General features: G+C 49.1%; 10 protein-coding genes. 4 read left to right on the forward strand and 6 right to left on the reverse strand.

All coding sequences use genetic code 11. The annotated features are described in order from the left end of the window. Both SFV55_RS00645 and SFV55_RS00650 read left to right on the forward strand, forming a co-directional pair. The coding region (locus tag SFV55_RS00645; RefSeq protein WP_320027507.1) for an APC family permease at positions 1–1,473 on the forward strand (1,473 nt) is incomplete at its 5' end. Beyond that, positions 1,470–2,921: an aldo/keto reductase gene (locus SFV55_RS00650; protein WP_320027508.1), complete on the forward strand. Its 1,452-nt coding sequence runs from the start codon at positions 1,470–1,472 to the stop codon at positions 2,919–2,921. The genes SFV55_RS00645 and SFV55_RS00650, both read left to right, overlap by 4 nt. Before the next feature lie 235 nt (positions 2,922–3,156). Here the strand turns inward: SFV55_RS00650 and SFV55_RS00655 are convergent, their stop codons facing one another. From SFV55_RS00655 to SFV55_RS00675, 5 genes are all read right to left on the reverse strand, one after another. Next, on the reverse strand, positions 3,157–3,486 hold the full coding sequence (locus SFV55_RS00655) for a hypothetical protein (protein ID WP_320027509.1): 330 nt from the start codon (positions 3,484–3,486) through the stop codon (positions 3,157–3,159). Continuing rightward, complete coding sequence (locus SFV55_RS00660) at positions 3,486–3,875, reverse strand: hypothetical protein (RefSeq protein ID WP_320027510.1); 390 nt, start codon at positions 3,873–3,875, stop codon at positions 3,486–3,488. The genes SFV55_RS00655 and SFV55_RS00660 overlap by 1 nt, the downstream gene beginning before the upstream one ends. Before the next feature lie 34 nt (positions 3,876–3,909). Then, positions 3,910–4,980 (reverse strand): endo-1,4-beta-xylanase, encoded by a 1,071-nt coding sequence (locus SFV55_RS00665; RefSeq protein WP_320027511.1) that lies wholly within the window; start codon positions 4,978–4,980, stop codon positions 3,910–3,912. Positions 4,981–5,353: 373 nt separating this feature from the next. After that, positions 5,354–7,288, reverse strand: a complete 1,935-nt coding sequence (locus SFV55_RS00670) for a sialate O-acetylesterase (RefSeq protein WP_320027512.1) — start codon at positions 7,286–7,288, stop codon at positions 5,354–5,356. Continuing rightward, complete coding sequence (locus SFV55_RS00675; protein ID WP_413776675.1) at positions 7,275–8,267, reverse strand: glycoside hydrolase family 43 protein; 993 nt, start codon at positions 8,265–8,267, stop codon at positions 7,275–7,277. Before SFV55_RS00675 ends, SFV55_RS00670 begins: the two co-directional genes overlap by 14 nt. A gap of 474 nt (positions 8,268–8,741) precedes the next feature. Here SFV55_RS00675 and SFV55_RS00680 point away from each other — a divergent pair, with 474 nt between their 5' ends. Then, positions 8,742–9,959, forward strand: a complete 1,218-nt coding sequence (locus SFV55_RS00680) for a vWA domain-containing protein (protein WP_320027514.1) — start codon at positions 8,742–8,744, stop codon at positions 9,957–9,959. 6 nt (positions 9,960–9,965) lie between these two features. On the opposite strand, the gene SFV55_RS00685 is transcribed toward SFV55_RS00680, so the two are convergent. After that, entirely contained in the window at positions 9,966–11,099 is a 1,134-nt protein-coding gene (locus SFV55_RS00685; protein WP_320027515.1) for an adenylate/guanylate cyclase domain-containing protein, read from the reverse strand. A gap of 123 nt (positions 11,100–11,222) precedes the next feature. On the opposite strand from SFV55_RS00685, the gene SFV55_RS00690 reads away from it, so the two are divergent. Further along, positions 11,223–11,783 carry a GNAT family protein gene (locus tag SFV55_RS00690; protein WP_320027516.1) on the forward strand — a complete coding sequence of 187 codons (561 nt, stop codon included), beginning with the start codon at positions 11,223–11,225 and terminating at the stop codon, positions 11,781–11,783. The last annotated feature ends 79 nt before the right edge of the window (positions 11,784–11,862 follow it).

Consider the following 11,862-nt stretch of genomic DNA (forward strand, 5'->3'; position numbering starts at 1 on the left):
AAAAAACACATGACCAATACCCCCCTAAGCCGCAAACTTGGGTTAATGGGCTTGATCGCCACCGGCGCATGTTCAATGATTGGGGCCTCCATTAACATCATGCCTTTTATGATCCAGCGCAATGTACCTGGGATTGGCCCCTTTGTATTGCCTGCGTTCATGTTTGCGGCCTTACCCGCCTTGTTGGCAGCAATGGCCTATGGTCTTTTGGCAACGGCCATGCCGCGCGCGGGAGGCAGCTACCATTACGTAAGCCGGGGGGTGAATACCTATCTGGGGTTTGTAGCCAGCTTTTCACAGTGGTTTGGACTTTCCATTGTCATCGGGGTAGTGGCGTACATGATCATTCCTTTTTTTCGCGACATCGCCTTGACCATGAACTGGGCAAGCGGAGCAAAAGCCCTGGAAACTGGCTTTGTTCGGGTTGGACTCGCGCTTGCTTTGCTTTGGTTTTTTGCCTGGGTGAATATTCGGGGCGGAAAATTTTATGAGCGTACGATTATCCCGTTGATGCTGCTGATGTTTTTGCTGGGGAGTATCGTCATCATTGCCGGGTTCAGTTTTTCACAACAGGATTTTTTATTGGCTTTGGAACAAAAAGAAGGCCGAACATTCGATCTAAATATCAATCCTTCTTTTGATTTGTTGACCTTCCTTTCGGCGTCCTCGCTGATGTTTGCCAGTTTTATCGGGTTTGAAAGCATTGCCCAGGCTGGAGGAGAGGCGAAAAACCCGGATCGAAACCTGCCACTGGCCATTGCCCTGACCATTCTCGTGGTGGGGATTTATTATTTGCTTTTCACGGGGGCGGTATACCATGCCATTCCCTGGTCATATGTAGCTGACGAGGCGCAAACCAAAGACATTAGTGCCCCGGGGATGTTGAGTTACCTGCTGCCCTCCGGTTTATCGGTGGCGATTGTAGCCGGAGCTGCCGTTGCGCTGACCAATGATTTGCCAGCCATGTTGCTTTCCGTGTCCCGTTTGCTCTTTGCCTGGTCAGAAGACGGCATCTTTCCCAAAGCAATTACTACTTTGCACCCCCTGCATCAAACGCCCTACGTGGCTATACTCATCAGTGGGGGAGTAGCAACGGTCGGTATTCTGGGTAGCCATTTTGCGGGCGATTTCTTTTTGGGCATTGACATTATGGTCACCTCCATGATGGTAAATTTCTTGCTGATTTGTGTCGCCCTAATCAGTATTGATCGGGTAAACCCAGCCCTGGCTTCCCAAATCAAAAGGGTTAAAAACCCGATCCAGCGCAAAATCATCGGCTGGGCAGGAGCCCTGGTGATTGCCTTTTTTCTGGCGATTCATACCTATAAAGACCTGAACGCAAGGGTAGACGCCTGGTATTTTCATTCTACCCCGATTTGGGGGATTGTCATGGCACTTGCCTCCTTATATTGGGGATACATCACCTTTTTTTCCGGGCGAACCCCGAGAACCCTTATCAATGACCAACCATGATTCCTAAGATCCAACTTGCTCCTGAGCTTCACATCTCCCGGGTACTTACCGGTCTATGGCAGATTGCCGACATGGAAAAAGAAGGTACTACCTTAGACCCGCTGGCTACCGCCGAGGCCATGGCGCCCTATGTGGAAGCCGGATTGACCACCTTCGATATGGCCGATCATTACGGGTCCGCTGAAGTGATTGCCGGAACATTCCAGCGCCAACATCCCTTGGGGAAACAGGCACAATTGTGTACCAAATGGGTGCCAAAACCCGGTAAATCAAGCAAAGCAGAAACCCGCGCAGCCATCCAACTTTCCCTGGATCGGTTGCAGGTAGCATCGATAGATCTGTTGCAGTACCACTGTTGGCACTACCCGGATCCGGTTTGGCTGGATCAGCTGTTCTGGCTGCAAGAACTGCAAGAAGAAGGTTTGATCAAACACCTGGGCTTGACCAATTTTGATGCTGCCCATGTACGCATGGCCTGTGCTACCGGGATTCCGATTGTCTCCAATCAGGTTTGTTTTTCCTTGCTGGATGGCCGGGCATCCCGTGAAATGACGGAGGTTTGCCGGGAATATGGCGTGAAAATCCTCGCCTTTGGTGTGCTGGCAGGTGGTTTTTTTTCAGAAAAATGGCTCAATCAACCTGAACCATCCCTAGAAACTGGCGCAACCTGGTCGCAAATGAAATACAAACGTTTCATCGATACGACCGGGGGCTGGGCCAGGTTTCAACAATTGTTGACCGTAGTGCATCAGGTCGCCCAGAAACATGGGGTTTCCATTGCCACCATTGCAGGTAAATATATTCTGGAACAACCCGAGGTAGGTGGCATCATCATCGGCGCCCGCATGGGGCAAAGTGCGCACCTGGAAGAAACGGCAAAACTGTTTTCGTTTGCACTCGATGAAACCGACCTGCGCTTGATTCGCGAGGCACAGTCGAAGCTCGATCCGGTGCCTGGTGATTGTGGGGATGAATACCGCAAGCCACCTTTCCTGACCGCATCTGGTGATTTGAGCCACCACTTACAAGACCTCCCCAGTCCTTACACGCCACAAGCCGGCGCCAATGGAAGTATGCAGGTATTCAGTGGCACGCCCTGGGAAAGCATCGCTGGGTATAGTCGGGCCATCCGCCGGGGAAACCGCATCTCCGTTTCTGGTACAACCTCAGCACACCGAGATAAACTGATTGGCGGAACCGACCCCGCCGCACAAACCCATTTTGTATTGGATAAAATCGAAGCGGCCATCAACGCTCTGGGTGGAACCATGGAGGATGTGATCCGCACGCGGGTATTTGTACACAACCTCAGCGATTGGGAGCCCGTTGCCCGCGCCCATGGACAACGTTTTGCGGGAATCCATCCGGCGAATACGCTGGTTGAAGCGAAGTTGGTCGCGACGGGCTGTTTGGTGGAGATTGAGGCAGAGGTGGAGGTTGGAGGATAGGTTTTGGAAAAGAATGGAGCTTATTTTCTGCCAAAACAGGGTGAAAAAGTCATTTTTGGCAGGAAATGATGCTCATTTTCCGCCAAAACAAGGCAAAAAAGTCGTTTTTGGCGAAAAATCACGAGTTGACTATCATCTTACGCCACATTTTTGGCGGCCTTTGGGATCTCCATTAATTCATTTTCCAATAAATTTCCCGATTCTTCCAGGTCGTAATCATCCTGTAGACCCCAATTCACATCGACCCCGTACTCCCTCTAATCAAATTTTTATCCTGATCATAAACCAATAATTCAGCAAATCCAAACAATCTATTATAGGCTATTTCAAGACTGTCCAAATCTTTTGATTCAATATTTGTTTTTAAATCAGCCCTCAAATACCCTGGATAACAAGGTACTTGACTGAGCACAAAGCGATCTTCATAAACGGCATTTACCGAATCAATAAATACTTTCTGTCGCCCTTGAACCTCGCCGCAAAGGGTTTTAGTAAAAACATCGCAGCTGTTAAGTGACACCACTAAGAATAGCCCGAGTAAAAAGAGGAAGCTTTTAAATGCCATCAGGATTTAACCTTATTTTGTTTCTCCCTCAAGATAAGCCTAAAAAACACCCCCGCCAACACCAAAAACGGCAAATTCGACCCAATCATCCGTACATTCCCGGACAAGGCCCCTGCCAAAAAGAAGATAAACACCACCACCGACAACAAGACCACGCCCAGCACATTCACCCAGCGATTAGGCTTGTTCACCACTACCGCATACAAGAGTACCAACAAACCAAGTATAGAAGACAAGATGACCGGATGAAACAAGGTATCCCGGGATAATCCCTGAACAAATACCAACTCGTAAGCAGTTTGCGCGATGAAGATCGACTGGCCACCGCCCCATTCAAGATAACAGAGGAAAAAACTAAAAAAGAGCCCCAAATTGATGAGCTTTTTCATGGCTGAGCAATTTGGGGCAAAAAATAACCAGTTTTTACCACTTGGTTACTGCGAAAAATGCCTTCTTAGGCTGATAATTCGCATCAAAAAGTAGCGGATAATCCTTACGGCCCCGCACCGGGAAGTTGTCCAACCAGGTGGACTTATCGGATAAATTCCAAAAAGTCACCCCAGTGATGGACTTGCGGTGTTTGCGCAATACCTCGAAGAGCATTTTGTATTGGGCAACCTGTTTTGCTTCCATCTCCGCCGTGTATTCTACTTTGCCAGTGAAAGCTTCCGTTCTGCGCTCGTGCTCTTTGGGGTGCACCGACACATCCAATTCCGTGACCTGTACCTTTAACTTCAGGCTGGCGAACTTGGTGATCGAAGTTTCCAATTCCTCTGCAGTCGGCTCTGTAAGCGCCCAGTGCCCTTGCAATCCAACTCCGTGAATGGGCACTCCTTTGTCTTTCAGTCCTTTCACCAATTGGTAAATGCGGTCGCGTTTGGAGGCATTTTCGGTATTGTAATCGTTGTAAAACAGCACCGCTTTGGGGTCAGCCTCATGAGCCCATTGAAAGGCCTTTTCGATGTATTCTGGCCCGATGATTTCATAAAAAGGTGACTTCCGGTAGATGTCCGGTCCAGCATCAGGCACTGCTTCATTGACCACGTCCCAGGCATAAATTTTACCCTTGTAGCGGCTTACCACGTCGAAAATATGTTGCTTAAGACGTGCCAGCAACACTTCCTTGCTGACTGTGGCACCCGAGGCGTCTTTAAAAAACCAGTTTGGCGTCTGACTGTGCCAGCACAGGGTATGACCACGCAGTTTGATGCCATTTTTCACCGCAAAATCGGCGATTTTATCCGCAGGTGCCCAATTGTAGCGATTTTCTTCGGGGTGGATGGGCCCCATTTTCATGGCGTTTTCAGGCGTCATGCTGTTGAATTGAGCCAGAATAAGGCCAGATTCAGCGGCGTCGTCCATCATGCGGGGGGCGACGGCTACCCCAATGGGGAAGTACTTTTTGTAATAATCTTTGAGGCCTTTGGTGGGTTGCGCAAAGGAGGTATGACCACTTAGGATCAAAAGGAGTATATAAAAAGTTATGTTTTTCATTGTAATCTTGATTTAAAGAGATTAAGCCAAAACAAGAAACGTCTCGGGTTTTTCAAGAAGACCAAAGCGGCATTTTTTTACCGCAGAGTTCCACGGAGTACACGCAGAGTTTCACAGAGGTTTCAAAAACAAAAGGAGTTCAAAAGAGTGAAGGCCACCTGCGGCGGCTGAGGCAGGTAGTCAAGGAACGCCTACTATACTCTAGCGTTAAATAACAATTTCCCATGCTGCCGACTCTAATAACTCTCTCCACCGCAGGTGGCTTTCACTCTGCGAAACTCTGCGTGTACTCCGTGGAACTCTGCGGTAAAAAAATACCGCTTTAGCCAATTTTACTCATTCAAGCTGATTCCGCTTTGTGGAAAAAACCAATTCACTCATCCGTACGGAAAGGCGACGCTGGCAAACCCTCCCGATTGTACAAATTCGCATCAGCGGGATTATCCGCCCAGGCATACCTGACATACATCGGTTGTGGCACCTGCGCGTTGGACACCAGGATCGTCTGATCCGTCTGTATTTCTGCCTTGGCCCACACAAAACGTTTGTCCGCCCCAGCGATGGCAAAACAAGCCAATGGCTCGCCATCCTTGCTGATCATGCCCGTTCCGGTGTGTTTGAAATACAAGCGAATTTTATCCCCCTCAATCTGGTAACGTTCGTATTGTGGTCCAGAATGGACAACATTTAGATCCCCATAAGCAAGTCGTTGCGCAGCCAAAGCCATGCGTATGCCCACATCCTTTTTGTTCAGGGGGTGGATGTCGTTCCATTCACCCAGGTCGATTGCCACGGCCAAGCCCGTATTAGGTACTGCCAGCGACTTGAACTGTGCATCGCGCAAAACGGCCCAATTGCTCTCCGAAGGCAGGTAATTGACCTCCATAAAATTGGCCAGTTGCACCGTGATGAAGGGCAAATCTCCCTGTTTCCACTGCTTGCGCCAATCCTGGATCAGGGCGGGCAATAGTTGGTAGTAAGGCTTTGGATTGCCTGCATTGGTTTCCCCTTGGTACCACAAAAATCCTTTGGCTGCGTGGTTGACCAGCGGCGCGGCCATGGCATTGAACAAGGCACTGGGTTGATTCTGCAAGGTGATGCCGCCCGGAGGAGCTCCTGCAAAGGGTGGAAACACATCCCCCACTTTGTACGACCAATCCCCCTTGAGGTCAATATTCTGGCCATTGGCGCTGAGGAAGTAAGGTTTGTCAGGTACAAAACCACCTTTACCTGCCTGATTGACCACGCGTACCACCAGCAGGTTTTTGCCTGGTTTGAGCACTCCTGCGGGGATAGTGTAGCGCCGCGGCGGGTACTGGTAGGTGATGTTGCCCACTGCTTGTCCGTTGACATAAGCAAAGTCCGCATCGACAATCCGCCCCAGAAACAACTTGGCAGGCACCCCACACATGGCCGCAGGTACTTCAATTTCCTTGCGGTACCAAACCACGCCATTCAGGTCTTTGATGCCCTGATCCTCCCAATAGCCGGGTACATTGATGTTGCGCCAGTTTTTGGGGGTGTAGGCGGGATCGAACCATTTTACTGGCTCCAACATACCTTTGTCCGCACTAGGGCGAGGTACATTCCCTTGCCGTGCTTTGCGGTTGAGGCCATTGACGTAGCTGGTATCCTTGTTTTGTTGGATGGTCGCCAACAAATCGGGAAAGGCTTGCAAACCCGCTTCGCTGATCCAGGCTTCGATGGGGGTTCCCCCCACACTTGCATTGATCAGACCAATGGGAACCTTGTACTTGTCGTAGATGGTTTTTGCAAAAAAATAGGATGCTGCCCCAAAACTCATCACGTTTTGTGGGGTAGCTACTTCCCATTTTCCACTTGGCAAATCCGCTTGTGGGCCTTGTACGTTGGTCAGTGTCGGGATGAAAAAATTGCGGATGGCTGGATAATTGGCTTGTTCAATATCCGCCATGTAGCGCTCTTTTACCCGCTCCATGGGCAAAACCATGTTCGATTGCCCCGCACAAATCCACACATCGCCAAAGTAAACATCTCGAACGATCAGTTCATTGCTGCCCTTGAGACTCAGCTCAAAAGGTCCACCTGCGGCTTGCGGCGGCAGGGTGATGCTCCAATTGCCTTGCTGATCGGCTTTGCTGCGGTAGTTTTTGTCTTTGAAGCGGAGACTAATGTTTTCCTGAGGGGCAGCCCAACCCCAGATTTTCAGGTTTTGCTCCCTTTGCAACACCATGCCATCGCTGATGAGGCGAGGTAGGCGGATTTGGGCAAAACTGACCAGACTACAGCCCAACAAAAACACCAGCAGCGTCCACCTACTTGTAGGCATCGATCGTCTGGATGGTGCCATCTGGATTGTATTTCAGCTCAGTTACCTTGACGTTGCGCAAGTGGGTTTTGCCCGAAATTTGAACATCGTGGTAGAACAAGTACCATTTGCCCTGGTATTCTACAATCGAGTGGTGGTTGGTCCAGCCTTGCACGGGTTTGAGTACAATGCCCTGGTAAGTGAAGGGGCCGTAAGGATTGTCGCCAATGGCGTAGCACAAATTGTGGGTATCTCCGGTGGAGTAGGAGAAGTAGTATTTGCCATTGTACTTGTGCATCCAGGCGGCTTCAAAGAAACGTTTGTCGTTGTTGCTTTCCAGGAAAAGTTTGCCGTCTTTGTCCACAATTTTCACCTCTTTCACTTCTTCAGAGAAGCTCTTCAGGTCGGCACTGAGTTTGGCTACCCGGGGCAGGATGGCGGTTTCGTTGCCTTTGCGCAGGGCCCCCTTGGGATCGTATTGGTTGTTGTTCCAACGTTGCAGTTGGCCACCCCAAATGCCGCCAAAGTAGAGGTAATAGCTGCCATCATCGTCCTTGAATACAGTAGGATCAATGCTGTACGCTCCTTTGATAGGCTCTGGTTCGGCTTTGAAGGGTCCTTCCGGTTTTTTGCTGGTGGCTACCCCAATGCGGAACACATCCTGTTTGTCCTTGACTGGAAAGTAGAGGTAATACATTCCATCCTTGAAGGTAGCATCGGGTGCCCAAAGTTGGCGTCCGGCCCAGGGAATGTCTTTGATGTCTAGCGCAACCCCGTGGTCGGTCACTTTACTCCCCATTTTTTTCATGGATAAAATGTGGTAGTCGCGCATCGCGAAATGCCCACCGTCATCGTCTTCTTTTACCGCCGCATCGATGTCGTGCGAAGGGTAAATGAAAATGCGCCCTTTGAACACATGTGCAGATGGATCCGCCGTAAAAATGTGGGACACCAAGGGCTGAGAGATGGGTTGTTTGCCATTGCCAGTTTGGCCATGCATGCTCAATGCGAAGCACAAAGCCGCCAGGAGCGTGAATGTTCTTTGTTTGTTTGTCATTGTAACTAAAATTAAAAGCAAAAAAATACGGGTTGAAATTAAGGTCTTTTTTGGGTTCTTGGGCAAATAATCTGTTTTTGGAAAAAACTATTCGTTATTTTTAGCCACAAAGACACCAAGGCACTAAACTGTGAAATGCTAAAAATTAGGCCATGGTTCATACTGCTAGACATTTTGCTCGGAGGGCATGAATAGCCCCAGGCTTCAGCCTGGGGGCACAGGAACACCCTCATATTTGGGCTTTAGCCCTAGCTTCAAAATTAAGGCTAGGGCTAAAGCCCATTAAGAAAGGCAATCCCGATCCACGAGCTAAAGCACGTGGCAATTCATGTCCTTCGCTTCTAGAATACAAAAATGTCCAATAGCATAACTTTGGTGTCTTTGAGTCTTTGTGGCCAAAAAGAAAACCATTAGTCTATGTTCCTAAGTTTCTTTTATGCATTGCGCAAACACGGCATTCCGGTCAGCTTACACGAGTACCTGGCCCTGCTGGAGGCATTGCAAAAAGAAATTGGCACCTATTCCATCGAGGATTTTTATGCCCTGAGCAAAGCCATTCTGGTCAAACAAGAGGCGCACCTCGACCGTTTCGACCTGCTGTTTAGTCAGTTTTTTCGCGGTATCGACAATCTCGCTCAAGCCTTACTGGCTACCGAAATCCCGGCTGATTGGCTCGAAAAACAGTGGCTGCGCAACCTGAGCGATGAAGAAAAAGCCGCCATCGAAAAACTGGGGGGCCTCGATGCCCTGATGGATCGCCTCAAAGAACTGCTCGAACAACAAAAGGAACGCCACCAAAATGGCAATCGCTGGATTGGTACCGGAGGGACTTCTCCCTTTGGCAATCAGGGCTACAACCCGGAAGGTGTTCGCATCGGCAAAGAATCCGCAGGCAACCGCACGGCCATCAAGGTCTGGGATGAACGGGCTTTTAAAAACCTCGACGATCGTGTAGAACTGAATACCCGCAACATCAAACTCATCCTCAAACGCCTGCGTATCCTCACCCGGGAAGGTATTCCGACTGAACTGGACCTGGATGGCACCATCCGCAAAACTTCTGAAAATGCGGGTTTGTTGGACATTGCCATGCATCCTTCCAAACAAAATCGGGTCAAGGTGCTCCTCCTCATGGACGTGGGTGGCTCCATGGACGACCACATTGAATTGTGTGAACAGTTGTTCTCTGCCGCCAAATGGGAGTTCAAACACCTGGAATTTTATTACTTCCACAACTGTGTGTACGAATCGGTGTGGAAGGACAACAAGCGACGTTTTCGGGAAAAAATTCCAACCCTGGAATTGATCCATAAGTTCAACAGCGACTATAAACTGGTGTTGGTCGGCGACGCAGCCATGTCTACTTACGAGATTTTTTACCGGGGTGGCAGTGTGGAGCACTCCAACGACGAGCCCGGCATCAACTGGCTCAAACGCCTGAGTGACCATTTCAAACACCTGGTTTGGATCAACCCCATTCCTGATTACGAGTGGGATTTTTACGAGTCGGTGAATGTGATTCGAGAGTGGTCGGGCAAACGCATGTTCCCCATGACGGTGCAGGGCCTAACGCAGGCGATGAAGTGTTTGAAGAACCGGAAGTATGTGCATGAGAATAAGGCTTGGGAGGAGTGATGTGTATCACGTCGCCGAAATCCCCCCATCCCCCACATACCTCGGCTCCATTGCCTCCTCAAAGGTATACAACACCACCAACTGCTTTTTCCCCTTCAATTCAAACACCCCTACCCGTTTTGGATGGTACTGCAGCGGCGGCAAATCCAGCAGTTCCAGCAGATTTTTGCTCAGCAGCATGCGCACCCGAAACTTGTTGCACACCGCCTGGATGCGGGCCGTGGTATTCATGGTATCACCCGAAAAAACAATATCTTTTTTAATCACACCAATTTCACCCGTGGTGACCACTCCGCAGTGTAGTCCTGCTTTGAACTCTGGGGCAACCCCATATTTGTCCCGATAAAAACCGGAACGCCGCAGCATCAACTCCTGCATGCGGAAAAAACAACGGATACATTGGGCGTTTTTGAGTCCGTCCTGCATATTCCAGGAAACGACGATCTCATCACCCACGTACTGGTAAATTTCCCCGGCAGTATCTACAATGGGGTTGGTGACGTCGCGAAAAAAATCGTTCAGAAAATTAAAAAACTGCACGTGCCCCAACTGCTCGGCAATGGCCGTAGAACCTTTAATGTCCACAAACATAAAAATCCGCTCCTCCTCCCGGGGGCGGTGGTAATGTCCCAGTAACATTTTGATGAGTACACCCTGACCATATTTTTCATTGACGTGGAGCGCAATCGTGGTGATAAAGGCCACAATCGACCAGAAGATGAGAATTTTGACATAAAAAGGGCGGTCGAACAAGCTGGTGCTGCGCGCCAAAACCTCAGGATCGAGTCCATTCTGGCCATAACGAATGCTCAACAACACCCCATGGGTTAGTAAAAAGACGCCAAAATTGAGCACTGAAATCACAAAACTGGAAATCAGGAGTGCAAAGCCAAATGACTTCATCGTAAAGCGATCCCTCAGGAAAAACACCAAAAAACCACCGGAAACAATGCTGGAAAAAAACGCGGAAAGGGTATTGAACAATACAAATCGAACTTCACCCGCATCACGCACCGACCAGCCCGCTGAGAGCGAGTAGGCCCCCAGCGCGTCCAGGGCGCCCAACAGGGTCCACCAGATGATGATCCAGAATAACTGGTTAAGTTTGAGACGAAACCTTCTGGTGTATTGCTCTCTCATAAGACTTTTGCGGCGTGGGTGCAAAAATACATAATTTGCGATGCAAGAAATCTTTATTTTTACACCCGCGTATTCACCTGCTTACATCCATTTACACTCGAGCAGGTTGTTAAACATAAACCTATGCTTCAGCATCTACTTTCGGTTGAAACGGCATTGATTACTCATCGTACTGTGGTTCGGCGTTTTCGTGAAAACGATGGGCAGAATTACTTCAAACTCTTTCAGGACAATATAGACCAACTCGAAAGTCGTTATCCGCCAGTCGTGGACCAAATCCCTAATCAAGACAATATTGAATTTTTTGTGCGCCAAAAATTGGCAGATTGGCTCAATCAAAGCGAATATTGCCTGGGGATTTGGGACAAAGACTCAGCCGTGCCGATAGGATTGGTCCGTATTGCTGATATCGATTGGACTTTATCCAAGGGGGAATTGTACCTTTTTTTGGACAAATCGCGCCACCAAAAAGGCATTATGACAGAAGTAATGCAAAAGGTGATTCATTTTGTGTTTTACCAATTGCAACTCAATAAATTAATCCTGCGTACCGAAAGCGACAACTTTGCCATGCAACGCTTGGCCCGTAAAGTTGGTTTCCTGCGCGAAGGAGATTTGCGGGCAGAATACCGCCGCGTAAGTGGTGAATGGGTCGATCTGATGATTTTCGGCCTGCTTAAATAATTGAGATTCCAGGGTTTCCAAGCTCCGGGTTTCTTTCATCCGGCACTTCAACTTCGCTCAGTGACCGTATGAAAGAAAC

Source organism: Haliscomenobacter sp., from assembly GCF_033763495.1.
Classification (GTDB): Bacteria; Bacteroidota; Bacteroidia; order Chitinophagales; family Saprospiraceae; genus Haliscomenobacter.

Coding starts and splice junctions, on each gene's coding strand:
- SFV55_RS00665 (WP_320027511.1), bottom strand. CDS start 4,980: ATGAAAAACATAACTTTTTATATACTCCTTTTGATCCTAAGTGGTCAT.
- SFV55_RS00650 (WP_320027508.1), top strand. CDS start 1,470: ATGATTCCTAAGATCCAACTTGCTCCTGAGCTTCACATCTCCCGGGTA.
- SFV55_RS00675 (WP_413776675.1), bottom strand. CDS start 8,267: ATGCATGGCCAAACTGGCAATGGCAAACAACCCATCTCTCAGCCCTTG.
- SFV55_RS00690 (WP_320027516.1), top strand. CDS start 11,223: ATGCTTCAGCATCTACTTTCGGTTGAAACGGCATTGATTACTCATCGT.
- SFV55_RS00685 (WP_320027515.1), bottom strand. CDS start 11,099: ATGAGAGAGCAATACACCAGAAGGTTTCGTCTCAAACTTAACCAGTTA.
- SFV55_RS00660 (WP_320027510.1), bottom strand. CDS start 3,875: ATGAAAAAGCTCATCAATTTGGGGCTCTTTTTTAGTTTTTTCCTCTGT.
- SFV55_RS00655 (WP_320027509.1), bottom strand. CDS start 3,486: ATGGCATTTAAAAGCTTCCTCTTTTTACTCGGGCTATTCTTAGTGGTG.
- SFV55_RS00680 (WP_320027514.1), top strand. CDS start 8,742: ATGTTCCTAAGTTTCTTTTATGCATTGCGCAAACACGGCATTCCGGTC.
- SFV55_RS00670 (WP_320027512.1), bottom strand. CDS start 7,288: ATGCCTACAAGTAGGTGGACGCTGCTGGTGTTTTTGTTGGGCTGTAGT.